Here is a 23,396-nt window from a genome sequence, read left to right on the forward strand (position 1 = left end):
TAACTTGTTGAATTTAAATGATTTTTATCTTGGCACGAATACTGATTGGACAAGGGAAACCTGCAAGCAGTCATAAGTCCAGGAGTTGTCCCATGCTAAGCGTCCAAGATCGCGCCATCATCAAATCCACCGTGCCCCTGCTGGAAAGCGGTGGTGAGGCCCTGATCACCCACTTCTACCGGATGATGCTCTCGGAGTATCCAGAAGTCCGCCCACTGTTCAACCAGGCCCACCAGGCCAGCGGCGACCAGCCCCGGGCCCTGGCCAATGGCGTGCTGATGTACGCCCGGCACATCGACCAGCTCGACCAGCTGGGAGACCTGGTCGCCAAGATCATCAACAAGCACGTCGCCCTGCAGATCCTGCCGGAGCACTACCCCATCGTCGGCAGTTGCCTGTTGCGGGCCATTGCGCAAGTGCTGGGCAGCGAGATCGCCACCCAGCAGGTCATCGATGCCTGGGCCGCGGCCTACAACCAGCTGGCGAACATCCTGATCGGCGCCGAGGCGGCCATCTACGACGAGAAGGCCCAGGCCCCGGGCGGCTGGCGTGGTGCCCGGGAGTTCAAGTTGGTGCGCAAGGTGCAGGAAAGCGCGGAAATCACTTCCTTGTATTTCGAGCCGGCCGACCAGGGGCCGATCCTCGCCGCCGAACCGGGCCAGTACATCGGCCTGCAACTGTTCATCGATGGCCAGGAAATTCGCCGCAATTACTCGCTGTCGGCCTTGTCCGACCAGGGCCAGTACCGCATCAGCGTCAAGCGCGAGGCCGGTGGCGTGGCCTCCAACTACCTGCATGACCAATGCCCGGTGGGCAGCAGCATCATGTTGTTCCCGCCTGCCGGGGAATTCACCCTGCAGGCCAGCGACAAGCCGCTGGTGCTGATCAGTGGGGGCGTCGGCATTACCCCGACCTTGCCGATGCTGGAGGCAGCGTTGGCTACCGAGCGTCCGGTGCACTTCATTCATTGTGCGCGCAACGGCCAGGTGCATGCCTTCCGCCAGTGGGTCGACGCCCTGGCTGAACGTTATCCACAGCTCAAGCGTTTCTACTGCTATGCCGAGGATGATGGCGTCAGCCCGGCGGCCGACAACCTGGGCCTGTTGACCCAGGACCAGCTGGCGCAGTGGCTGCCCGAGCAGCGCGACCTGGATGCCTACTTCCTCGGGCCCAAGGGCTTCATGGCCGCGATCAAGCGCCACCTGAAGGCCCTGGGCATTCCTGAGCAGCAGAGCCGCTACGAGTTCTTCGGCCCGGCCGCGGCCCTGGAATAACCCTCCCGCCTGCCGGCTCCTGTCCTCCAGGGGCCGCTTGCCGGCGCCCGCCATGTGCATTCCAGCCACCATGTGGCGCCGGCAATCTCCAGACCTATTGGCCGACCTTGGAAGGGCGGCTGCCGGGTTAATCCCGACTTAACCTGCCTGTCGTTAATTGCCTGCGATATCGTCCGGGGCGCGATTGCCCGGGCGAGCCGTTCGATTGCGTCGCTCGCCCGGCAGGCCTTGGCTTGCAGCCTGCAAGCCGTGCATTCAAAGGTCATGTTCAGCGTGTAGACTTCCGAGCACTGCGACGGCGAACCGGCCATTTGGCAATTTCACAGCGCGCCGCCGCGATAGAGGCGGGCGGGCCGCTGCAACACACAGAAAAAGGAATAGGGATGAGTGACGACAGACTGCGTTTGGGGCGTGAACGACGCTTCCTGGTACTGCTGGGGGTGATCTGCCTGGCACTGATCGGTGGTGCCTTGTACATGCAGGTGGTGCTGGGCGAGGCGCCTTGTCCGCTGTGCATCCTGCAACGCTACGCCTTGTTGCTGATCGCGCTCTTCGCCTTCATCGGTGCGGCCCTGGGCTCGCGCCGCGGCGTCACCATCATGGAGACCCTGGTGGTCATCTGCGCCATCGCCGGCGCGGGGGTGGCCGGGCACCATGTGTACACCCAGTTCTATCCGGCGGTGAGCTGTGGCATCGATGTACTGCAGCCGATCGTCGACAGCCTGCCGCTGGCGAGCATCTTTCCCCTGGGTTTCCAGGTCGATGGTTTCTGCTCCACGCCGTACCCACCGATCCTTGGCCTGTCCCTGGCCCAGTGGGCGTTGCTGGCGTTCGTGCTGACAGTGATCCTGGTACCGCTGGGCGTGGTGCGCAATCGCAAGAAAACCTATTGATCGTCTTGCAAAAGCCCCGGTTCCTGTGGAGGAGCCGGGGCTTTTTCATGTCGCGCATGAGGTGCCTGAAAAGTCCGTGATTTGCGGCAAGCCAGGGGGCAACAAAAGTGCGACATGTTGTCACACTGTCGCAGCCGCAGAGAGGCAAGGGAATGGTTTCAAGAGACTGCAATTTCCCCAACTGGTTCAATTCGAGCCTGTCAGTTTGTGTATGCCGGCAATGTCGAAAAAAACCATAGCCTGCTATCTATACAATTCTTCACAGACCCCGTTTTACAAGGGCTGAGCCATACGGATGGCGGCTTTCAGCGACTTTTTCAGGCGCTTGCCGATACTGGCATGAGGGGCTTTTCTGGGGTTTTTGTTGCGAATGAAAATCGATATGATTGCGGGTCTTCGTAACAATCATGTGGGATTGTTGCGGTCAGCGATAAAAATTATTTCGGGATAAGACATGGTTTATAAAACGCGACATATCTACAATCGCCCGCACTGAATTTCCGACGCTGCTCACCCCTGAGCACACGAGGATGGTCGAGGAGTGGATTGAGCGCTCCATGCGACTGCAGGTGTCGGCGCCTTCCTAACTTCCGCACCAAATGGAATTGGTCTGTAACAAGGCCTTTGACCACGAGATCGAATAAGAACCACTGCTAGCCCGGGATGTGTCGTTGAGCGTTTCACCGCAACGGGCAGGCCCTTATTCAATTGAAGAAAAATGCCAACCCTTGGCAGGGTGAAGTGTTGGCGATCAAAACCCAACTGCATTGCGCAAGCTGCTTTAGAGGTCGTGAGATGAGTAAAAACAGGTACCCCAGATTACTAGGCTTATTGCCGCTGCTCAGCATGTTGATGCTGGGGGGCTGCAAATGGACCTTGCTTGATCCCAAGGGTCAGGTCGGTCTGGACGAACGAAACCTGATCATCACTGCAACCATCCTGATGCTGCTGGTGGTGGTGCCGGTCATTCTCATGACCTTCGCTTTCGCCTGGAAGTATCGTGCTTCCAACCAGAACGCGACCTACGCGCCGAAGTGGTCCCACTCCACCAAGATCGAAGTGGCCGTATGGGCCGTGCCGATCATGATCATCCTGGCCCTGGGCTATGTGACCTACAAGTCGACCCACGCCCTGGACCCTTATCGTCCGCTGGAGTCCGACGTCAAGCCGGTGACCATCGAAGTGGTCGCGATGGACTGGAAATGGCTGTTCATCTATCCGGAGCAGGGCATTGCCACGGTCAACAAGATCGTGTTCCCGGCCCATACCCCGGTCAACTTCCGCGTGACCTCCGACACCGTGATGAACTCGTTCTTCATCCCGGGCCTGGGCGGCCAGATCTACGCAATGGCGGGCATGACCACCAAGCTGCACCTGATTGCCAACCAGAACACCGAACTTGAAGGTATCTCCGCCAACTACAGCGGCGCGGGTTTCACCGGCATGAAGTTCAAAGCGATCGCAACCAGCCAGGAAGAGTTCGACGCCTGGGTAAACGAAGCCAAGAAGGCACCTAAACAGCTGGACACAGCTGAATACGCGGCCCTTTCCAAGCCAAGCCAGAACAACCCTGTGGAGCTCTACTCCTCGTACGCGCCAAACCTGTTTCAGACCATCGTCGACAAGTATGAAGGTATGACTCCAGGCAAGCCGCTCAAGCACGAGAAGAAAGAGAAAGAAGTGGCCACTTCGCAGGGAATGGACATGAGCTCGCATTCAGCTGCCGGGGCAGAGGAGTAAACGATGTTTGGTAAATTAAGTCTGGACGCGATACCGTTCCACGAGCCGATTGTCATGGTGACCATTGCCATGATCGCGCTGGGTGGTCTGGCGGTCGTCGCGGGTATCACCTATTTCAAGAAATGGACCTACCTGTGGTCCGAGTGGCTGACTTCGGTCGACCACAAGAAAATCGGCGTGATGTACATCATCGTTGCCATGGTCATGCTGCTGCGTGGCTTTGCCGACGCCATCATGATGCGTTCCCAGCTGGCCCTGGCCACCGAGGGTTCGCCTGGTTACCTGCCACCTGAACACTATGACCAGATCTTCACCGCCCACGGTGTGATCATGATCATCTTCATGGCGATGCCATTCTTCACCGGCCTGATGAACCTCGTCGTGCCGCTGCAGATCGGCGCTCGCGACGTGGCCTATCCATTCCTCAACTCCCTGAGCTTCTGGCTGCTGGTTTCCGGCGTCGTGCTGATCAACCTGTCCCTGGGCGTTGGCGAATTCGCCAAGACCGGCTGGGTTGCCTATCCGCCGCTGTCGGGCCTGCAATACAGTCCTGGCGTGGGTATGGACTACTACATCTGGGCGCTACAGCTTTCAGGTCTAGGGACGACGCTGACGGGGGTCAACTTCCTGGCCACCGTACTGAAGATGCGTACCCCGGGCATGAAGATCATGGACATGCCGATCTTCACCTGGACCTGCACCTGGGCCAACGTGCTGATCGTGGCTTCGTTCCCGATCCTGACCGCTACCCTGGCGCTGCTGACGCTTGACCGCTACATGGATTTCCACATTTTCACCAATGAACTTGGTGGCAATCCGATGATGTACGTGAACCTGTTCTGGGCCTGGGGTCACCCCGAGGTGTACATCCTGATCCTGCCGGCGTTCGGTATCTTCTCCGAAGTCATCTCGACCTTCTCCGGCAAGCGCCTGTTCGGCCACCATTCGATGATCTACGCTTCCGGCGCGATCTCGATCCTGGGCTTCATGGTCTGGCTGCACCACTTCTTCACCATGGGTTCGGGTGCCAGCGTCAACGCCTTCTTCGGCCTGGCGACCATGCTGATCTCCATCCCGACCGGGGTGAAGCTGTTCAACTGGCTGTTCACCATCTACCACGGCCGCTTGCGCATCACCAGCCAGGTTCTGTGGACCCTGGGCTTCATGGTGACCTTCGCCATCGGCGGCATGACCGGCGTACTGCTGGCCATCCCGGGTGCCGACTTCGTTCTGCACAACAGCCTGTTCGTGATCGCGCACTTCCACAACGTGATCATCGGCGGTGCGGTATTCGGTTACATCGCCGGCTTCGGCTTCTACTTCCCGAAAGCCTTCGGCTTCAAGCTGCATGAAGGCTGGGGCAAGGCTGCCTTCTGGTTCTGGATCTCGGGCTTCTTCGTCGCGTTCATGCCGCTCTATGCACTGGGCTTCATGGGCATGACCCGTCGCCTGAACGCCACCACCAACCCAGAGTGGGTGCCGTACCTGTACGTCGCCATGGTGGGTGCAGTCTTGATCGCCGTGGGTATCGCCTGCCAGTTGATCCAGCTGTACGTCAGCGTGCGTGATCGCAAGCAGAACATGTGTGTATCGGGCGACCCGTGGAATGCCCACACCCTGGAATGGTCGACCTCGTCGCCACCTCCGTTCTACAACTTCGCGGTACTGCCGAAAGCCGAAGGTATCGATCCGTTCACCGAAGCCAAGGAAAACGGCACTGCCTACGAGCAGCCTGGCCGCTACCAGCCGATCCACATGCCCAACAACACCGCTACCGGTTTGGTCATGGGGGCTCTGCTGACCGTGTTCGGTTTCGCCATGATCTGGCACATCTGGTGGATGGCCATCGCAAGCCTGGCCGGCACCGTGATCTATTTCGCGATCCACGCTGCCCGTGATGATCAAGGCTACATGGTGCCGGTCGAGACGATCGAGCGCATCGAAGCCGAGCAGCACAAGCGTCTGGTATCGGAGAAGAAGATCCCGGCTACCCGTGTTGAAACCTCGTTGGAACAGGCTTAATCCATGTCGAACTTAGTGACCAATGCTGGACACGCCCATGGTCATGACCATGGGCACGATGACCATCACCACGACTCGGGCGAGATGACCGTATTCGGTTTCTGGCTCTACTTGATGACCGACTGCATTCTGTTTGCGTCGATCTTCGCGGTATACGCGGTACTGGTTAACAACGTAGCGGGTGGCCCGTCGGGCCACGACATCTTCGAACTGCCTTATGTACTGGGCGAAACCGCTCTGCTGCTGTTCAGTTCGATCACCTACGGCTTCGCCATGCTGGCGTTCTTCCGGGGCAACAAGAAGCAGGTTCTGGGCTGGCTGGCCATGACGTTCCTGTTCGGCCTGGGCTTCATCGGCATGGAGATCTACGAGTTCCACCTGCTGATCTCCGAAGGCTACGGCCCTAGCCGTTCCGGCTTCCTGTCCGGGTTCTTCACCCTGGTCGGTACCCACGGTCTGCACGTGACCAGCGGTCTGATCTGGATGGCAATCATGATGTACCAGGTGCAGAAAAAAGGCCTGACGGCGACCAACAAGACCCGTCTGAGCTGCCTGAGCCTGTTCTGGCACTTCCTGGACGTTGTGTGGATCTGCGTATTCACCGTTGTTTACCTGATGGGGACTATGTAAATGGCTAACGCATCACATTCCCACAATGGCCACGACGAAGCCGGCCACGGCAGCGTCAAGTCCTACGCCATCGGCTTCATCCTGTCGGTCATCCTGACCCTGATCCCGTTCGGCCTGGTGATGTACCCATCGCTGCCTAAAGACGTGACCCTGTGGATCGTCCTGGCGTTCGCGGTGATCCAGGTGCTGGTGCACCTGGTGTACTTCCTGCACCTGGACCGTTCCGCGGCACAGCGCAACAACGTGGTGGCGTTCATCTTCGCCGCGTTGGTCATTGTCCTGCTGGTTGGTCTGTCGTTGTGGATCATGTTCAGCATCCACACCGTCATGATGGCGAAGTGAGGTAGACCCGATGTCGCTCAAGCACTTTATCCAAATCACCAAACCGGGGATCATTTTCGGTAACGTGCTTTCGGTGGCAGGCGGGTTCTTCCTGGCCTCGAAGGGGCATGTCGATCTGGCCATTTTCCTGGCCGCCATGATCGGCACCTCGCTGGTGGTAGCGTCCGGTTGCGTGTTCAACAACTGCATCGACCGTGACATCGACCTGAAGATGGAGCGCACCAAGAACCGCGTGCTGGTCCAGGGCCTGATCTCCCTGGAAGTGGCCCTGGTCTATGCCTCCCTCCTCGGTGTCGCCGGCGTCGCCCTGCTGTACTACGTGGCCAACCCGTTGGCCGCATTGTTCGCGGTAATCGGCTTTGTCATCTACGTTGGCCTCTACAGCCTGTACCTCAAGCGCAAGTCGGTTCACGGCACGCTGGTGGGCAGCCTGTCCGGGGCCATGCCGCCGGTGATCGGTTACGTGGCCGTGAGCAACAGCTTCGACATGGCCGCGTTGACCCTGCTGGTGATGTTCAGCCTGTGGCAGATGCCGCATTCCTACGCCATCGCGATCTTCCGCTTCAACGACTACCTGGCCGCATCGATCCCGGTGCTGCCGGTCAAGCGCGGTATTCGCGTGGCCAAGAAGCACATCCTGCTCTACATCCTGGCGTTCCTGGTGGCGACCCTGATGCTGACTTTCAGCGGGTATGCCGGCATGGGCTACATGGCGGTAGCGGCGGCGATGGGCATGTACTGGCTGTACATGGCCTGGACCGGCTACAAGGCGGTGGATGACACCGTATGGGCCCGCAAGCTCTTCGTGTTCTCGATCTTCACCATCACCGCGCTGAGCGTGATGATGTCGGTGGATTTCAAGGCCCCGACCGAGTTGCTGCTGACCTACGCCCACTAAGCCCGGGCCACGAAAAAGCCCCGCCTTCGCAAGAAGCGCGGGGCTTTTTCATTTCATGGCGGTCACATCATTTAAAGCTTTAGGCCCGAAGCTTTTGCCTGGGCGGGTAAAATGCGCCGCTCGTGATGAACCTGAGTGGATGGAATGGAACGCGGTATCGAACTATACGACTCGAAGCAGCGCTACGGCGCCGTCAGTCGCGGATTGCACTGGGCCATGGCATTGGCCTTCGCCTGGATCTACAGCACTGCCGGTGCGCATTACCTGCTGGCTGATTCGGCCCTGGACGAGTTCCTCTGGCCGACCCACAAGCAGGTGGGCCTGCTGCTGATGGCCCTGTTGCTGGCGAGGGTGCTGTGGAGCCTGTTGAATCGCCGTCGGCGGCCACCGAGCCTCAACCTCGCGGCAACGCTGGGGCATGGGCTGCTATATGTGGGAATGTTCGCCATTCCGTTTCTCGGCCTGCTGCGCCAGTACGGTTCGGGGCGCGCTTTCTCCGCCTTCGGCCTGCCGGTAATGAGTGGCTTCGAAGGGCCGAAGATCCAGTGGATGACCGACCTGGGCAACAACTTCCACAGCCTCCTGGGCTGGATCTTGCTGGTGTTGATCCTTGGCCATGTCGCGGCGTTGATCTTGCACTGTGCCAAGGGCCAGGGGCATATCCTGCGTCGTATGCTGGGCAATGCCTCTGCGGTTTGAGTATTTTAACCTGCAGCAGGAAAACCCCGCCTTCGAGAGAAGTGCGGGGTTTTTTACTGGCCGTCATTGTTGGGCATTCAGGGCACTGTTCAAGCGTTCTTATCTTGCCTGGCTGCTGGTCATGTACTTACTGAGCAATGACCTTGCGCCATAAGCGGGCAAGATATTGAAGAGTGCAAAAAACACCTTGATCGCGATCTGCAAGAGAACCATGTTGAGGATGTCAGCGTTGCGCATCAGCCCATAAAAGACGATGTAGCAGAATAGAAAACTATCGATGATCACTGCAAAGAAGGTACTCAAGAATATTCGCAGGAACAGGAATCTGGAGTTCGTCAGTTCTTTTATTTTGCACAGTAAATAGGAGTTTATGTTTTCCGAAACAAGGAATGAGATGGATGACGCCACCAGTACGGACGATACCTGGGTGATCACATCATTATAAGGCGAGTCGAATTTCCAGCCGGGCAGACCAGGGAGGAAGGTCGAGCCATAGAGGAGAATGAATACGGTGGAGGTACTGGCGAACGCGAAGAAAATGGCTTTTCTTGCCAGGCGGAGCCCAAAGTTTTCGTTTAGCAGGTCAACGATCAAAAAGGTCAGGGAGTAAAGAAAGGTTCCTGGAGTGATGACGATGCCCAGCGATTCCAGGTAGATCGGCTTGGTTGCGGCGATGCTGGTGAAGATATAGAAGGTAACGAGCAGCAGATTCAGGGTTATATAGATCATCCATGAGGTTTCATGGCGGTCATTCAAGTCATAGGCAGTGAGACTATCTCCTTGGGAGTAGAATTTTCGATAAAGATTCTTGATTTCTATCTTGTTCAGGTTGTCTATTATTTCGCTGTTCAAGACTTCGCTTAGTTTGATTTTGATAACCTTGCCGGTTGCGATGATCATGATTATCGCAAGCTTCTTGTTGTTATCGAATCCCAGGAGCTTGTATTTGCTGTTGTCAATTTCAAAGGCCGACATGGAACCGCTCCTCGATGACATCGCCGACTACGATCATGCGGTCCGAGTCGGAGCGAGCATCATTCGATATCAGAAGCTTTGTTGTCAGTTTGTCGTAGATCAGCTTTTCCTTGTCGTCACTCGATGAACCTTTTTGCACGATCAACAGGTCGCCGGCTTCATTCACGCCTGGAATTTCATTCTCCAGCAACACGGCTATCAGGTTAGCGGAAGTGCCGAAGTAGTAGGTCAATGGGTAAAGCGTGACCAGCTCGCCAATTCGCTTTCCCATGCTGGCCATCAGCAGCCTCTCCTTGATGATCGGAACGGCTGCCGGGTTCATGTTTCCTTGAGGGGAGATACTGCTCTCGATGATCTCCTTTTCCTCGAAGTCGACAGTTTCTATCTCTTCATAGGAAACGCCGAAGAAGTCGGAGATTTTCCGGATGGTGGACTGCTGTACGTTGCTGACCTTGCCTTCCAGGATGTTGTAGATGGTCGTTCTGGTCAGGCCGCTGGCGTTGCACAAGGACAGTTGTGTCTCACCACGACTTTTTATCAGGTACTTGATGTTGCTCTTTAAATGCTCTGTTCTTTCTCTTTTGTGCATCAGTTGCTCACCACTTCCTTTTGGTCCTGATCCCTCGAGTCCTGCATAGCGATCGTGCAGTGCCTGGGGACAACTGCCTGACGCTGGCACGAGTCCTGCCAGGGCAATTTTGGCAATTTCTGTCAGCTCGCTAGTGCTCCCTTGCGTGCCGCGTTCCTCCTGGAATCCTTGATGGTCGATATCCAGGGCGATCAAATCCCTTGGAAACGGCCGGATTGCTGGTTCAGGGGAGAAAGGCGGCGTGGGAGCCGGCCGTGACCATACAGCTCTCGAGGCGCGGCGTCATGACCCTGATGACAAACCTGAACACAAGGCAAGGTCGATGTCATTTCGACCTCTCAAGAAAAGCCTCATTTAATTTAGCTTATGTTCATTTTTTTGATTAATTTTGTTACATCTCGTACAGTCATCGTCAGGGATGGATAGCCCGTTGTGCCCAAACGAACGTAAAACCCAGGAAGCGTGCCTTCGTTCGTGGCATGCGACACACAAGGAAGGGACAGAGAACCATGGCAGCCGATACTGAACCACTCAGGACCCAGGCAGACCTGTTGCGACGTGGCCTGGCCGAATTACGAACTGAAGACGCCGAGTTGGCAAGCATCCTGGATGCGGAAATCACACGCCAACACCGCACGTTGTCCTTGGTTTCATCCTCTTGCGCGGCGGGCCCCCGGACCTTGGCGGCATCTGCCTCGGCCTTGCTCAACGTCACCGTCGAGGGCACTCCCGGTCGACGCCATCATGCCGGTTGCGAAAACGCCGACCTGGTGGAATCCCTGGCGATCCGCCGAGCCAAGGAACTGTTCGCTGCCCAGTATGCCGGCGTGCAATCGCACTCGGCCTCCAATGCCAATTACCAGGTCCTTTCGGCCCTGGCCGAGCCCGGCGACACCATCCTCGGCATGGCCCTGGACCATGGTGGCGACCTGACCCATGGCAGTTCCCTGGCGTTCAGCGGCGTCCACTACAAGGCGATCCGCTATGGCACCACGGCCCAGGGCGCCATCGACTACCAGCAAGTACGGCAACTGGCCCTGGCCCATCGTCCGCGCATCATCATCTGTGGGGCGACGGCCTATTCACGGATCGTCGACTTCCAGCGCTTTCGTGCCATCGCCGATGAGGCCGGAGCCATTCTCCTGGCCGACATTTCCCATATCGCCGGGCTGGTAGCCACCGGGCGTCATCCGAGCCCGATCGATGCGGCTCACGTCACTACTTGCTGTACCCACAGGCAGCTCGGCGGGCCTCGCGGCGGGTTGATTCTCTCGGGACGCGATGCCGACACCAAGGTGCCGGGCCTCAGGTCGAGCTTTCGTCGAGTGCTCGACCAGGCCGTGTTTCCCGGGATGCAGGGGGCGCCGGCGGTCAACATGATCGCCGCCAAGGCGGCCGCGCTGGGTTATGCCAAGTCGGTGCAGTTCGATGCCTACATGGGGCGGGTACGCACCATCGCCGATGAAATGGCCGATGCATTCATGGAGCGGGACTATGAAGTCGTGGGCGGCGGCACGGAGAATCACACCATCCTGCTGCGCTTGCATGGAGGCATCAGCGGCTCCATCGCCGAATCGGCGCTCGAGAAGTGCGCAATCATCGTCAGCAAGAAACGTGGGCCGGGAGAGATCCGTTCGGCATTCGCCGCCAATGGCCTGTGCATTGGCACCGGCTCCATTGCCCAGCGCTACCTGGACTCCCAGGGATGTCGCGAGCTCGTCGACCTGATGTGTCGGATACTGGATCAGGTCAAGCCCCACGGTGGGCAGCAATACATCCTGGAGCCTGCCTTGCAGCAGCAGTTCCGGCGGCAGACCGAGGCGCTGTGCGCGATGTACCCGATTGTCGAGTATGGGGATCGTTGAGAGGGACAAGCCCCGCCTTCGTCGTGAATACGGGGCTGCCAGCCGGCCGGTCGGCCGGGCATCGGTTTACTGCTGGATGGCGCTGTAGCCGGCGAACGCGGTCTGCTGCTGGATCGCGGTGACGATGTTCTTGCGGGTGGCCGGTTGTTCGTTGCCCAGGTTGTCGACGAACACCTCGCTTTCCAGCTCGGCCTCTTCGCCTTCGCCGATGAAGCTGAAGCCCAGGAACTCGAAGGCTTCGCGGTCGGCATTGGCCTTGGAGCGCGGGCGCATCGGCAGGGTGACGCTGATGCCGTCCTTGCTGATGGCGAACACTTCCATTTCCTTCTTGGGCCGCGATGCCTTGCTTTTGCCGCTCGGGTTGCTGATGGCCTGGTGGGTCTGGTTCAGCACCTTGAGCGCCAGGCCATAGACCAGTTCCTGGAAGTCCGGGTCGTCCTTGTAGCTGGAGAGAATCCGGCTGATGGGGAATTTCTTGCTCAGGTCCTCCAGGGCGGCCAGGTCCGCCGCTTCGGCATCCTTGAGTTGCTTGAGCTGGCCCATGAGTTCATAGGCGGTATCGTCGTCAAAGCTGTCGTGTGCCTGGCGAATGGCGGCGCGCAGTTCGCGAATCTGGTCACTTTCTTTCGAGCTCTGGAAGGCGTCGAGCACCATCTCGCTGATGGTCTTGGCCTGGGAGACATGCTGGGAAAGATGCATGGCGTTTTCGTACTCGGTCTTGTTCGACAAGGCGATTACGGATTCTTCGGTGTTGGAATCAGGCATTGAACATCCACTACTTGGTTTGACAGGTTTGAGGCGCGAAAACCCCGGGGGGATTTTCGGGGGCGCCTAATCTATTGGAGCGCACGGCCATTGTCACGGACCAAGCGCCCGGAGGTGCTGGCCGTCCCTACAGACCGGTCTGGCCGGGGAAGATTCCCCGGCCCCTGTCTCCCGCTGGATTCAGTGCCTGGCCTGCAGGATTCGCAAGTGGCGGTACAACTTGAGTGCCCGGCCCCAGAACAGCCCTACGGTGAAGCCTGCAGCCGCGCGGCCCGAATCCAGTACCGCGCCGAACGTGGAGAACAGCAGCATGGCCACCAGGCTGCCCAGCACCGCACCAGCGGTCCAGGCTCCCAGGGCCAACAGGGGATGCCCACCCAGGCTCATCGACCACAACGACCATACCAGCAGGATCAAGGGCGCAATCAATAGCGAGCCCAGGCTTTCACGGCTGCCGAAGCGAGCGCGCAAGCCGTAGTAGAGGATCATGGCGAAGACCGCATACACCCAGAGAGGCGTGCCCTGGAGAATGTTGATCATTTTCAGCGTCCTTGCTTCTTGGCGGGGAGGTGCGGCCAAATTGCGCCTTGCCGACCAGGCCGTGAAGCCACCCAGGATCAGGCCACCTGGGTGGCGCTGATCCCGGATTCCAGCTCCTGGCGCAGGTCGCTGCCGCGGCGGGCGATGAACACCAGTTGCGCGGCATGTTCGCTGGGTTGCCCGGTGGCCAGGGTGAACTGGCTGCGGCTGCCCACATGCTGCAACCAGTAGGGCTGCTCGCTGCCGTCCAGGCGTACCAGCCCCTTGAGGCGCAGCAAATCGGCCGGTAACTGCGCCAGCCAGTCACGCAAGGCCTTGGCCTGCAAGGGCCGGGGGCTGTTCCATACCCAGCTTTCGAACAACTGGTCGTGGGCCTGGGGCAAAGCCTTGAACAGCACCTCGCTGGAGCGTACCGGCGGGGCCAGCAACAGTTCGTCCGGCAGTTCGGCCTGTACGGTTTCGAACACCGGGGCGCGGCAGGTGAGGCTGCTACGGATCGCCTGCAACTGCTCGGGCGTGACCAGGTCGACCTTGTTCAGCAGCACCCAGTCGGCGCAGGCCACCTGGGCCCGGGACAGGCGCGCCATGTCGCCCTCCAGGGCCTGGAAACCGCTGGCATCCACCAGGGTCACCACCGCATCCAGGTGCAGGCGGTCGCGCAGTTGCGGGTAGCCGATGGTCTGCACGATGCGTTGCGGGTCGGAGACGCCGCTGCACTCGATGACGATCCGCTCCAGGGCCGGGCGCAGCTTGGACAGGCTCACCAGTTGCGCCAGCAGGTCTTCCTGCACGGTGCAGCAGATACAGCCGTTCTGCAGGCTGTACACCGCGTCGGTGACCTCGGCGATGATCGCCGCATCGATGTTCAGTTCGCCGAAATCGTTGACGATCACCGCCAGCCGGCCGCTGTCGGCGCGTTGCACCAGGCGGTTGAGCAGGGTGGTCTTGCCGGCCCCGAGAAAACCCGAGACCACCGTGACCGGAATGCTCGGCAGCTTGTTCATGGCTCCTGGCCCTCGATCAACGGTGGCAGGCCTTCCCATACCGCCTGCAGCGGCGTGTCGCTGAAGGTGCCCAGTCGGTCGTAGACCAACTGGCCCTCGACGAAGGTCAGCTGCACCTGGGTGTGGTGGATGTAGTTGCGGGCCGGTTGGGCGAACAGGTCGCGGTCGAGCACGATCAGGTCCGCCGACTTGCCGGCCTGCAGGCTGCCGGTCAGGTGTTCCAGGCCCATGGCATGGGCGCCGTTGAGGGTCGCCACTTGCAGCGCCTGCTCCAGGCTGATGGGGTCGCCGAAGGTGTCGGGTTCCTGGTTCCAGGGGTTTTGCCGGGTGACCATGGTTTCCAGCGCCAGCCACGGGTCGATGGATGCCACCGGCCAGTCGGTGCCGAACACCGCGATGCCGCCGGCGGCCAGCACGCCCTTGAAGTCGTAGATGCGCTTGAGGCGTTCCTGGCCATAGCCTGAGCGCGCGCCGCTGGCGAACGGGGTCGGGTACCAGGCCGCCGGGGAGAACTCGGCGATCACGTCCAGGCTCTGGAAGCGCTTGAGATTGCCCGGGTGCAGCAAGGTGCTGTGGGCACACTGGTGGCGTACGCCGCTGTGGCCGTTGCGGCGCCGGGCCTCGGCCACGGCATCGAGGAACACGTCGGAGGCGCCGTCGCCGGTGCAGTGAGCGATCACCCGCAAGCCACGGCGGTCCATGTCCACCACCATGTCGGTGATGTGTTCCGGGGTCAGGTTGAGCTTGCCGCGCCAGCTCGATTCCTCGGGCCAGGGGGTCAGCAGGTACGAGGACTTGGGCTCCACGGTGCCGTCGAAATGGAACTTCACCGCATTGGCGCTCAACCGCGAGCTGCGATAGAAGTGCCGCTCGCCGCTGAGCAGCTCCCAGCGCCGGCGTACCGGGAAGATATCGTCCTGCCAGCTGATGGCGGCTTCCACCCGCAGGGTCAGCTCGCCAGCGTCGTCCAGTTCCTTGAGTGCCTGCAAGCGGTTCTCGCAGACGTGCACGTACTTGGTGGCGGTGACCCCGCGAGAGGTCTGGAAGTGCACGCCATCGCGATAGGCCCGGCGCAGTACCGAGACCGGCGTCGCCGGCATGGCCGCGTGGATCAGCGCGTAGGCGCCGTCGATCAAAAGCCCGTTGGGCTCGCCGGTGAGCGAGTCGCGCTCCAGGTAGCCGTTGCGCGGGTCGCTGGTATGGCGATCGATACCGGCCAGTTCCAGGGCCTTGGAGTTGACCATCATGGTGCCCCACATGCGGTCCAGCAGGGCCACCGGGCGGTCCGGCATGATGCTGTCCAGCCACTCGCGGCCCGGCGTCAGGCCGGCCTCGCGAAAGGTGTAGCGCACCCAGTATTGGCCGTAGATCCAGCCGTCGCCCGGATGGCTGTCGGCATAGGCGTGGATCGCCGCCGCCAGTTGCTCCGGGGTCGGGTCCTCGATGCCCACGTCCAGGTCGTCGGCGTAGCGGGGTGCCAGGGCCAGGTCGGGGTGGGTGTGCATGTCGTGCAGGCCGGGCATGCAGAACGCCCCGTCCAGGTCGTGCTGGCGGGTATTGGGGCCGACCAGCGAGCTCAAGGAGGCGAGGCTGCCCACCGCGATCAGCTTGCCTTGGCGAATGGCCACGGCATCGGCCCAGGGCTGCGCCGGGTCGAGGGTGTAGATCCGGCCGTTGTGCAGCACCAGTTCGGCGTACTGGTCGACGGCGCTATGGGTGGAGTTGAATTGGTCGGAAGCGGTCACGGGTCAACCTCTCAAGCAGGGCCCTTCAACAATGGGCAAAAAAATGGGCGACAGGCGCAGTGGCAAAGCAGTGGTTCATGGGCGCTGCTATGGCGAGGGAGCAAGCCGCCTCGCCAGCGTCGATCCCTGGGTCAGCGTTGTGCGCCCAGGGCCTCGACGAACCCGGCGATGCGTTGGCATGCGTCCTTGAGCACCTCGTCGGCCACGGTGAAGGAAATGCGCACGAAACCCTCGGCGCTGGCGCCAAAGGCCTGGGCATCGAGGACCGAGACCCCGGTGGCGCGAAACAGCTGCCAGGCGAAGTCCATGCTCGACAGGCCGGTACGGCGCACGTCCACCAGCATGAACATCCCGGCCTCTGGCTCGCGGCAGTCCAGCAGGGGCACCTGGCACAGGCCTGCCATCACCAGGTCGCGACGGCGGCGGTAGACCTCGCGAGCGCTATCGACCACCTCGTCATCCAGCTCCAGGGCCTTGAGCGCAGCTTCCTGGATGAACCCCGGCAGGCCGTAGAGCATGCACAGCAGCAGGTTGTCCAGGTGCCCCACCAGCTCCTCGGGGCCCACCACCCAGCCCACGCGCCAGCCGGTCATGGCGTGGGTCTTGGACAGGCTGTTGAGGATCACCGTGCGCCCGGCCATGCCCGGCAGGGCTGCGATGCTCAGGTGCTGGCGGTCGTAGGTCAATTGCCCGTAGACCTCATCGGAAATCACCCACAGGTCGTGCTTGCGCGCGACCTCGGCCACCGCTTCCAGCTCTTCGCGGCTGTAGACGTTGCCGGTGGGGTTGCACGGCGTGGCCAGGGCGATGCCCCGGGTCTTGTCGGTCAGGGCCGCCTCCAGGGCCGCGGCGGTCAGGCGAAAACCGTTGGCCGCCGGTTGCTCCACCGCCACCAGGCTGGCGCCCGAGGCATGGATGCAAGCCTCGTAGGTCAGGTACATGGGTTCGGGCACCAGCACTTCATCGCCACTGCCGAACAGGCACAGCGAAGCGGCGAACAGGCCATTCTGCGCCCCGGCCACCAGGGCCACGTTGGCCGCCTCGACCTCGATGCCCAGCAGGCGCCGCTGCTTGGCGGCAATCGCCTCGCGCAGGGCCGGGCGCCCAAGCACATGGGTGTAGTGGGTATCGCCTTGCTCCAGCGCGGCGCCGGCGGCGGCGCCGATGCGCGGGTCGGTGGCGAAGTCCGGATCACCGACGCTGAGCACGATCACGTCCTCGCCACGGCCACGGGCCTCGATGGCGGCGTAGTGGATGTCCCAGGCACTGACGGATTCGCCGCTGATGCGCTGGACGAAAGGGGAATAACGCATGTGGTGCTCCTCACGGGCGCGTTGCCCGCGTAATGAATGGGTTCAGGCCTGGCGCTGGGGCGCCTGTTTGTTGGGGGTGGCGCCCAGGCGGCCGCACAGGTGTTCGATGACGAAGGCCAGCACGATGTAGATCAGCGCCACCGCCAGCAGCGGCTCGTAGACCTTCAGGGTCTGGGCCCGCACCAGGTTGGCGGCGCCCAGCAGGTCGGTGACCGCCACCGTGGAAGCCAGGGCCGTGGCCTTGAGCAGCAGCACGCATTCGCCCACCAGGGTCGGGCGTACCAGCTCCAGGGCCCGGGGCAGCCAGACCCGGCGCAAGGTCAGCCAGTAGCCCATGCCATAGGCACGGGCCGCTTCCAGTTCGCCCCGGGGCACTGCCCGCAGGCCGCCGCGCAGGACCTCGCCGACATAGGCGCCGACACTCAGGGTCAGCGCCAGGGCCACGTACCAGAAGCCTTCGCGCAGGTAGGGCCAGAGGAAGCTGCCGCGGATCGGCGGATAGGCGGCGAACAGGCTGCCGACGCCGTAGTAGAGGATGTAGATCTGCACCAGCAGCGGCGTACCGCGGAATACGCTGATGTAGAAGCGCATGGGCGCGCTGACCAGGGGGTTGCGCGACACTCGGCCCAGGCCCACCAGCACCGCCAGGACGAAACCGCAAGCTGCGCTCAGGGCCAGCAGCTTGAGGGTGATGCCCAGGCCGCGTACCAGCTCGGTGGAAAAACCATTGATCCAGGAAAAATCCATCACAGCCTCCTAGTGCTGGGGCAGCCAGCGGTGGGTGCGTCGTTCGAGCACGCGGAACACGCTGCCGGACACCAGGGTGATGACGAAGTAGAACGCCGCGACGGCGAGGTAGAACACCAGGTAGTGCTTGGTGGAACCGGCGGCCTGCTTGCCCACCGAGAGCAGTTCGCTGTAGCCGACGATGCTGATCAGCGCGCTGTCCTTGACCAGCACCAGCCACAGGTTCGACAACCCGGCCATGGCGAAGGGCAGCATGCTCGGCAGCAGGATGCGCCGCACCAGCAGCCAGCGTTCGATGCCGTAGGCCCGCGCCGCCTCGATCTGGCCATGGGGAATGGCCAGGATCGCGCCGCGGATGATCTCCGCCGAATAAGCGCCCTGGACGATGCCCAGCACCAGTACGGCGGCGATGAAACCGTTGACCGTGACGCTTGGGCGGTCCATGGCCGCCATGGCCATGTTCAGCAGGTCGGTGCCGGCGTAGTACAGCAGCAGGATCAGCAGCAGCTCGGGCATGGCCCGGTACAGGGTGGTGTAGAGGTTGGCCAGCTTCACCAGCCAGCGCGGCCCGCGCAGCTTGATCATCGCCACCAGCAGGCCGATGCCCAGGCCGAGGACGAAGGCCCCGGCGGAAATCTGCAGGGACACCAGCGCGCCCTGGGCCAGGGCGCCGAGCCAGCCGTCGGCGACGAACAGTTGGGAAAGGTCGGACAGAGAAATCATGGCGTATCCAGTCAACGCCGGCGGCCTGCCGCAGCAGGTCGCCGGGCGGCTTAGTTGGCAGAGATGTCGACGCTGAAGTAGCGGCTGCGGATCTTGTCGTAGGTGCCGTCGGCCTTGAGTGCCGCCAGGGCCTTGTCGATCCGCTGTTGCAAGGCGCTGTCGCCCTTGCGCAGGCCGACGCCGATGCCGGAGCCGAACAGCGGGTCCCGGGGCGCCAGGCCCTTGTTGGCCAGGCCCGCGCCAGCCGCCGCTTGCAGGACCGGCTCGATGGTCAGGGCGTCGGCCAGCATCACGTCGATGCGCCCGCTCTGCAGGTCGGAGAGCATGTCGTCCTGGGTGGTGTAGTAGCGCAGGGTCGAGGCCTTGCCGTAGTAGGCCTTGGCGAAGGTGGCGTTGGAGGTCGAGCCCTGCACACCGATCAGCTTGCCCTTGAGCCCTTCGGGGGTGGGGGTGAGTTCCAGGGACTGGTCGGCGACCCACATGGCCGGGGTCTGGTAGTAGGGCGCGGAGAAATCGATGACCTGCTGGCGTTCCTCGGTGATGCTCAGGGAGTTGAGGATGGCGTCGATCTGGCTCGATTGCAGGGCCGGGATCAGTCCGTCCCAGGCCACTTCCTTGAGCGGGCACTGGGCCTGCATGCGTTCGCACAGGGCCTTGATCAGCTCCGGTTCGAAACCGCTCCAGTCGCCGGCGCCGCTTTTCATCGAGAACGGCGGGTAGGGTTCCAGGGCGATGCCGAAGACGATCTTGTCGGCGGCCAGGGCATGGCTGGACAGGGCACTGAACAGGCAACCGGTGGCGAGCACCTTGAGCAGGTTTTTCATGGCTTGACCCTTTATCTAAGTTGTTGTTTTCAAGGATTGCAGCGGGACGTCAGACGCGGTTTTCCTGGGCCATGACGAATTGCCGGCAGCGCTCGCTGGCCGGGTTGAAGAATATTTGCTGCGGCGCACCTTCCTCCTCCACCAGGCCCTGGTGGAGGAACATCACCTTGCTCGACACATCGCGGGCGAAGGCCATCTCGTGGGTCACCAGGATCATCGTCCGGCCTTCCTCGGCGATGCCCTGGATGACCTTGAGCACCTCGCCCACCAGTTCCGGGTCCAGGGCCGAGGTCGGCTCGTCCATCAGCAGTACCTTGGGGCGCATGGCCAGGGCCCGGGCGATGGCCACCCGTTGTTGCTGGCCACCGGAGAGAAAGGACGGGAAGGTGTCGCGCTTGTGGGCCAGGCCGACTTTCTCCAGCAGGTGCTCGGCGTGGGCGATGGCCTCCTTGCGGTCTTCGCCCAGGACATACACCGGTGCCTCGATGACGTTCTCCAGCACGGTGCGGTGGGGCCACAGGTTGAAGCCCTGGAACACCATGCTCAGCTGGGTGCGCAGGCGTGCCACCTGGGCCGGGTCGGCGACCTGGGGATTGCCGGCGCGGTCGGTCTTCAGGCGCACCTGTTCGCCATTGATGCGCAGGCTGCCGCTGCAGGGAATCTCCAGCAGGTTGATGCAGCGCAGCAGGGTGCTTTTGCCCGAACCGCTGGAGCCGATCAGCGATACCACTTCGCCTTCGTTGGCGCGCAGGGCGATGCCCTTGAGAACGTGGTGATCGGCGTAGCTCTTGTGCAGATCGTCGATCGCCACCACGGGCTGGGTGGAGTTGGGCTGCGATTGCAAGGGTCGACCCTCTTGTTATTGTGCGATGGCCGGGCATTCCCCGGCACAGGGTAGGACCTGAGAATTAGCCATCGGCGGCATAGGGTCAATCGAGCTTTTTTAGCCGGACACGGAAATTTTTTTCAGTAATTGGTGATTTTCTTGGCGACGGACAAGGCTATTGCCGCACGCCGATTATCGCTATGGTGCAGCCACTCGTTTTCTTGCAGTCGAGGCACGATCGGTATGCGTTATCCCTCCATGACGGCGCTGCGGGCCCTGGATGCGGTGGCCCGCCTGGGCAGTGTCGCCGAAGCCGCCAGCGAGCTGAACCTGACCCCCAGCGCCATCAGCCACCAGATCAAGAGCCTGGAGCAGACCCTGGGGTTCGCCCTGACCGAGCGCCAGGGCCGCAGCATCCGCATCACCTACCAGGGCGAGCGCTACGCCCGGGACATCCACCTGCTGCTGGCCAATATCCTCGAGGCCGGGCAGCGTTCGGACGGCCAGCAAGTCAGCGGGCGCCTGTGCATCAGCAGCCCGCCAGGGTTCGCCACCTACTGGCTGTGCACCCATATCGCCGAGTTCCAGGCGCTGTATCCCCAGATCGAGCTGCACCTGGTATCGCCGCGTACCCCGGGCGATACCAGCGACAGCAACGTCGACCTGTTCGTCGCCTACGGCATGGGCGACTGGCCCAACCAGCATGTGCAGAAGATCGTCTCTTTGCGCTATTTCCCGGTGTGCAGCCCGAGCCTGGTGAACGCCATGGGCGGGCTCAAGAGCCTGGATGCGCTGGACCACGCCCTGTTGCTGCACATGATCGACTACTCCGACTGGCGGATCTGGCTGGCGGCGGCCGGGGCGCCGAACGTCGACGTGCGCCGGGGCATAGTGTTCGCCGATGCGCACTTCGTGCAGTCGGCCTGCATCGCCGGCCAGGGCATCGCCATGGGCGACAACCTGCTCAGCGGCGAGGCCCTGGCCAAGGGCCTGCTGGTGCAGCCGTTCGACACCGAGATCGAATCCAACCGCGGCTACTACCTGGTGGCCGACCAGCTCAAGGCCGAGCGCCCGGTGGTGCTGGCCTTCAGTGAGTGGGTCAAGTCGCAGTTGCACGGCATCACCCGCCTGCATCCGGAACCGCGACGCGCTGGCAAAGCGTGAATTTTATTGATCAATAGCGAGGATTTTTTTCGATTGTTGCGCCTCGGTGGCTGCGACTAATGTCCCTCGACATCAGCCGGGCGCAGGGTGTCGCCCGCCATAAGAACAAGAGGAGTAGTCGATGACCACCTGTGCGCAGTCGCTGGTTCGTTTGCTGGAAGGTTATGGCGTGGACACGGTGTTCGGGATTCCCGGGGTGCACACGGTGGAGCTGTATCGCGGCCTGCACGGCAGCCGCCTGCGCCACGTCAGCCCGCGCCACGAACAGGGCGCGGGGTTCATGGCCGACGGCTACGCCCGGGCCAGCGGCAAGCCCGGGGTGTGCTTCATCATCACCGGCCCGGGCATGACCAACATCCTCACCGCCATGGGCCAGGCCTACGCCGACTCGGTGCCGATGCTGGTGATCTCCACGGTCAACCGGCGCGAGCACCTGCGCCTGGGCCATGGCCACCTGCATGAGTTGCCGGACCAGCGGGCGATGGTGGCCGGGGTCTGCGCCTTCAGCCATACCTTGCAGTCGCCGGCGGAGTTGCCGGAGATCCTGGCCCGGGCCTTTGCCCTGTTCAAATGCGCGCGCCCACGGCCGGTGCATATCGAGATTCCCCTGGACGTGCTGGAGATGCCGGCCGTCGACCTCAACCTGATGCCGCGCAGCCTGCCCGGCGCACCGGCTCCGGCCGGGGATTCGCTGGCCGCGGCGCTGGCCCTGCTCGATGCCGCCCACCGGCCGCTGATCCTCGCCGGTGGCGGGGCCCGGGGTTGCGCCCAGGTGCTGCAGCAACTGGCCGAGCGCCTGCAAGCCCCGGTGGCGCTGACCACCAACGCCCGGGGCCTGCTGCCCCAGGCCCACCCGTTGTTGCTCGATGGGGTGCAGTCGGCGGCCCATGGCCGGGCGTTGATCGACGAAGCCGACGTGGTGCTGGCGGTGGGTACCGAACTGGGCGAGACCGACTACGACTTCTTTGGCCTGGGGCCGTTGCGCTTCAAGGGTTCGCTGATCCGCCTGGACATCGATCCGCTGCAGGTCATGGGCGTGCAACGGGCCCATGTCGGCCTGTTGGGCGATGCCCGGCAAGGCTTGCAGGCGCTGTTGGACCAGGTCGCCCCGCAGGGCGCTCGCGGGCGCTGGGCGGTGGACAGCGTGCAACGGGTGAACCAGGCCGAACGCGCCAGCTGGACGCCCCGGCAGCGAGGGCTGCAAGGCTTGCTGGACCTGTTGCGCGACAACCTCGACGCACCGATCCTGGTGGGCGACTCGACCCAGCCGGTGTACCAGGGCGCGTGCGGCTACCAGGCCCCGGCCCCGGCCAGCTGGTTCAACGCTGGCAGTGGCTACGGCACCCTGGGCTACGGCTTGCCGGCGGCCATGGGCGCCAAGCTGGCGCAGCCCGGGCGGACGGTGGTGGCGCTGGTGGGCGACGGCGGCCTGCAGTTCACCAGCGGCGAGCTGATCGCGGCCTGTGAAGCGCAGATCGGCGTGATCCTGCTGGTGTGGAACAACCAGTGTTATGGCGAGATCCGCGACTACATGCATGCCCGGGACATCCAGCCGCTGGGGGTGGACATCCTCACTCCGGATTTCCAGGCCCTGGCCGCCAGTTGCCATGTGGCCTACCACCAGGCGGCCAGCCCGGCGCAGTTGCAGGAACTGCTGGCGAATCTTGCGAGCACTCGCCAACCGGTGATGATCGAGGTCGATGCCGGCGCCTACCTGGCCCTGGACTGATTTTCCGGCGCCCCGGCAAGGCGCCGCAAGAAACGCGCAGGCAGGGGGCAAGCTGGGTTACATTCAGGTTTTCGCCGGGACGCACCTTG

The 23,396-nt window shown here is 62.1% G+C and carries 22 protein-coding genes; 11 read left to right on the plus strand and 11 right to left on the minus strand.

All coding sequences use genetic code 11. The annotated features are described in order from the left end of the window. The first annotated feature begins 92 nt into the window (after nt 1–92). The 8 genes from hmpA (at nt 93) to AC3WK8_RS02755 (ending at nt 8,498) form a co-directional block, all read left to right on the plus strand. Nucleotides 93–1,274: an NO-inducible flavohemoprotein gene (gene hmpA / locus AC3WK8_RS02720; RefSeq protein WP_103324039.1), complete on the plus strand. Its 1,182-nt coding sequence runs from the start codon at nt 93–95 to the stop codon at nt 1,272–1,274. A 383-nt stretch (nt 1,275–1,657) separates the two neighbouring features. Then, a complete protein-coding gene (locus tag AC3WK8_RS02725) occupies nt 1,658–2,167 on the plus strand; it encodes a disulfide bond formation protein B (RefSeq protein WP_085594892.1) in 510 nt (169 codons plus the stop codon). Nucleotides 2,168–2,962: 795 nt separating this feature from the next. Next, nucleotides 2,963–3,907 (plus strand): ubiquinol oxidase subunit II, encoded by a 945-nt coding sequence (cyoA, locus tag AC3WK8_RS02730; protein ID WP_031320464.1) that lies wholly within the window; start codon nt 2,963–2,965, stop codon nt 3,905–3,907. Between the two features lie 3 nt (nt 3,908–3,910). Continuing rightward, nucleotides 3,911–5,929, plus strand: coding sequence for a cytochrome o ubiquinol oxidase subunit I (gene cyoB / locus AC3WK8_RS02735; protein ID WP_068588657.1), 2,019 nt, complete (start codon nt 3,911–3,913; stop codon nt 5,927–5,929). A gap of 3 nt (nt 5,930–5,932) precedes the next feature. Next, the gene (locus AC3WK8_RS02740) at nt 5,933–6,559 is read left to right on the plus strand and encodes a cytochrome o ubiquinol oxidase subunit III (protein ID WP_103324038.1); all 627 of its coding nucleotides are present in this window, start codon (nt 5,933–5,935) and stop codon (nt 6,557–6,559) included. Beyond that, complete coding sequence (gene cyoD, locus AC3WK8_RS02745) at nt 6,560–6,901, plus strand: cytochrome o ubiquinol oxidase subunit IV (protein WP_022640772.1); 342 nt, start codon at nt 6,560–6,562, stop codon at nt 6,899–6,901. A gap of 10 nt (nt 6,902–6,911) precedes the next feature. Then, nucleotides 6,912–7,799 (plus strand): heme o synthase, encoded by an 888-nt coding sequence (cyoE, locus tag AC3WK8_RS02750; RefSeq protein WP_085594894.1) that lies wholly within the window; start codon nt 6,912–6,914, stop codon nt 7,797–7,799. Between the two features lie 144 nt (nt 7,800–7,943). Continuing rightward, nucleotides 7,944–8,498, plus strand: a complete 555-nt coding sequence (locus tag AC3WK8_RS02755) for a cytochrome b (protein ID WP_103324037.1) — start codon at nt 7,944–7,946, stop codon at nt 8,496–8,498. Between the two features lie 99 nt (nt 8,499–8,597). Here the strand turns inward: AC3WK8_RS02755 and AC3WK8_RS02760 are convergent, their stop codons facing one another. Continuing rightward, on the minus strand, nt 8,598–9,473 hold the full coding sequence (locus AC3WK8_RS02760; protein ID WP_085594899.1) for a queuosine precursor transporter: 876 nt from the start codon (nt 9,471–9,473) through the stop codon (nt 8,598–8,600). Continuing rightward, nucleotides 9,460–10,062, minus strand: coding sequence for a helix-turn-helix transcriptional regulator (locus tag AC3WK8_RS02765; RefSeq protein WP_103324036.1), 603 nt, complete (start codon nt 10,060–10,062; stop codon nt 9,460–9,462). The genes AC3WK8_RS02760 and AC3WK8_RS02765 overlap by 14 nt, the downstream gene beginning before the upstream one ends. A 509-nt stretch (nt 10,063–10,571) precedes the next feature. On the opposite strand from AC3WK8_RS02765, the gene glyA reads away from it, so the two are divergent. Next, entirely contained in the window at nt 10,572–11,927 is a 1,356-nt protein-coding gene (gene glyA / locus AC3WK8_RS02770) for a serine hydroxymethyltransferase (protein ID WP_085594903.1), read from the plus strand. Between the two features lie 66 nt (nt 11,928–11,993). Here glyA and AC3WK8_RS02775 read toward each other — a convergent pair whose 3' ends face one another. From AC3WK8_RS02775 to AC3WK8_RS02815, 9 genes are all read right to left on the minus strand, one after another. Further along, the gene (locus tag AC3WK8_RS02775) at nt 11,994–12,692 is read right to left on the minus strand and encodes a hypothetical protein (protein ID WP_022640764.1); all 699 of its coding nucleotides are present in this window, start codon (nt 12,690–12,692) and stop codon (nt 11,994–11,996) included. A gap of 180 nt (nt 12,693–12,872) precedes the next feature. Continuing rightward, on the minus strand, nt 12,873–13,232 hold the full coding sequence (locus AC3WK8_RS02780; RefSeq protein WP_103324035.1) for a hypothetical protein: 360 nt from the start codon (nt 13,230–13,232) through the stop codon (nt 12,873–12,875). Between the two features lie 77 nt (nt 13,233–13,309). Then, nucleotides 13,310–14,236 (minus strand): CobW family GTP-binding protein, encoded by a 927-nt coding sequence (locus AC3WK8_RS02785; RefSeq protein ID WP_103324034.1) that lies wholly within the window; start codon nt 14,234–14,236, stop codon nt 13,310–13,312. Further along, the gene (locus AC3WK8_RS02790) at nt 14,233–15,981 is read right to left on the minus strand and encodes an amidohydrolase (RefSeq protein ID WP_103324033.1); all 1,749 of its coding nucleotides are present in this window, start codon (nt 15,979–15,981) and stop codon (nt 14,233–14,235) included. The genes AC3WK8_RS02785 and AC3WK8_RS02790 overlap by 4 nt, the downstream gene beginning before the upstream one ends. A 131-nt stretch (nt 15,982–16,112) precedes the next feature. Beyond that, complete coding sequence (locus tag AC3WK8_RS02795) at nt 16,113–17,294, minus strand: pyridoxal phosphate-dependent aminotransferase (RefSeq protein ID WP_103324032.1); 1,182 nt, start codon at nt 17,292–17,294, stop codon at nt 16,113–16,115. A 42-nt stretch (nt 17,295–17,336) separates the two neighbouring features. After that, complete coding sequence (locus AC3WK8_RS02800) at nt 17,337–18,041, minus strand: ABC transporter permease (RefSeq protein ID WP_085594915.1); 705 nt, start codon at nt 18,039–18,041, stop codon at nt 17,337–17,339. A 9-nt stretch (nt 18,042–18,050) separates the two neighbouring features. Continuing rightward, nucleotides 18,051–18,764, minus strand: coding sequence for an ABC transporter permease (locus AC3WK8_RS02805; protein WP_022640758.1), 714 nt, complete (start codon nt 18,762–18,764; stop codon nt 18,051–18,053). Between the two features lie 50 nt (nt 18,765–18,814). Beyond that, nucleotides 18,815–19,588, minus strand: a complete 774-nt coding sequence (locus tag AC3WK8_RS02810; protein WP_103324031.1) for a transporter substrate-binding domain-containing protein — start codon at nt 19,586–19,588, stop codon at nt 18,815–18,817. A gap of 49 nt (nt 19,589–19,637) precedes the next feature. After that, nucleotides 19,638–20,432: an ABC transporter ATP-binding protein gene (locus AC3WK8_RS02815; RefSeq protein WP_068588693.1), complete on the minus strand. Its 795-nt coding sequence runs from the start codon at nt 20,430–20,432 to the stop codon at nt 19,638–19,640. 225 nt (nt 20,433–20,657) lie between these two features. Between AC3WK8_RS02815 and AC3WK8_RS02820 the strand changes: the two genes are divergently transcribed. Together AC3WK8_RS02820 and AC3WK8_RS02825 are read left to right on the plus strand one after the other, a co-directional pair. Then, on the plus strand, nt 20,658–21,578 hold the full coding sequence (locus AC3WK8_RS02820) for a LysR substrate-binding domain-containing protein (RefSeq protein WP_085594917.1): 921 nt from the start codon (nt 20,658–20,660) through the stop codon (nt 21,576–21,578). Nucleotides 21,579–21,699: 121 nt separating this feature from the next. Further along, nucleotides 21,700–23,307 carry a 5-guanidino-2-oxopentanoate decarboxylase gene (locus tag AC3WK8_RS02825; RefSeq protein ID WP_103324030.1) on the plus strand — a complete coding sequence of 536 codons (1,608 nt, stop codon included), beginning with the start codon at nt 21,700–21,702 and terminating at the stop codon, nt 23,305–23,307. Nucleotides 23,308–23,396 lie beyond the last annotated feature (89 nt).

This window comes from Pseudomonas sp. FW507-12TSA, assembly GCF_058781435.1.

Coding starts and splice junctions, on each gene's coding strand:
- hmpA (WP_103324039.1), top strand. CDS start 93: ATGCTAAGCGTCCAAGATCGCGCCATCATCAAATCCACCGTGCCCCTG.
- AC3WK8_RS02725 (WP_085594892.1), top strand. CDS start 1,658: ATGAGTGACGACAGACTGCGTTTGGGGCGTGAACGACGCTTCCTGGTA.
- cyoA (WP_031320464.1), top strand. CDS start 2,963: ATGAGTAAAAACAGGTACCCCAGATTACTAGGCTTATTGCCGCTGCTC.
- cyoB (WP_068588657.1), top strand. CDS start 3,911: ATGTTTGGTAAATTAAGTCTGGACGCGATACCGTTCCACGAGCCGATT.
- AC3WK8_RS02740 (WP_103324038.1), top strand. CDS start 5,933: ATGTCGAACTTAGTGACCAATGCTGGACACGCCCATGGTCATGACCAT.
- cyoD (WP_022640772.1), top strand. CDS start 6,560: ATGGCTAACGCATCACATTCCCACAATGGCCACGACGAAGCCGGCCAC.
- cyoE (WP_085594894.1), top strand. CDS start 6,912: ATGTCGCTCAAGCACTTTATCCAAATCACCAAACCGGGGATCATTTTC.
- AC3WK8_RS02755 (WP_103324037.1), top strand. CDS start 7,944: ATGGAACGCGGTATCGAACTATACGACTCGAAGCAGCGCTACGGCGCC.
- AC3WK8_RS02760 (WP_085594899.1), bottom strand. CDS start 9,473: ATGTCGGCCTTTGAAATTGACAACAGCAAATACAAGCTCCTGGGATTC.
- AC3WK8_RS02765 (WP_103324036.1), bottom strand. CDS start 10,062: ATGCACAAAAGAGAAAGAACAGAGCATTTAAAGAGCAACATCAAGTAC.
- glyA (WP_085594903.1), top strand. CDS start 10,572: ATGGCAGCCGATACTGAACCACTCAGGACCCAGGCAGACCTGTTGCGA.
- AC3WK8_RS02775 (WP_022640764.1), bottom strand. CDS start 12,692: ATGCCTGATTCCAACACCGAAGAATCCGTAATCGCCTTGTCGAACAAG.
- AC3WK8_RS02780 (WP_103324035.1), bottom strand. CDS start 13,232: ATGATCAACATTCTCCAGGGCACGCCTCTCTGGGTGTATGCGGTCTTC.
- AC3WK8_RS02785 (WP_103324034.1), bottom strand. CDS start 14,236: ATGAACAAGCTGCCGAGCATTCCGGTCACGGTGGTCTCGGGTTTTCTC.
- AC3WK8_RS02795 (WP_103324032.1), bottom strand. CDS start 17,294: ATGCGTTATTCCCCTTTCGTCCAGCGCATCAGCGGCGAATCCGTCAGT.
- AC3WK8_RS02800 (WP_085594915.1), bottom strand. CDS start 18,041: ATGGATTTTTCCTGGATCAATGGTTTTTCCACCGAGCTGGTACGCGGC.
- AC3WK8_RS02805 (WP_022640758.1), bottom strand. CDS start 18,764: ATGATTTCTCTGTCCGACCTTTCCCAACTGTTCGTCGCCGACGGCTGG.
- AC3WK8_RS02810 (WP_103324031.1), bottom strand. CDS start 19,588: ATGAAAAACCTGCTCAAGGTGCTCGCCACCGGTTGCCTGTTCAGTGCC.
- AC3WK8_RS02820 (WP_085594917.1), top strand. CDS start 20,658: ATGCGTTATCCCTCCATGACGGCGCTGCGGGCCCTGGATGCGGTGGCC.
- AC3WK8_RS02825 (WP_103324030.1), top strand. CDS start 21,700: ATGACCACCTGTGCGCAGTCGCTGGTTCGTTTGCTGGAAGGTTATGGC.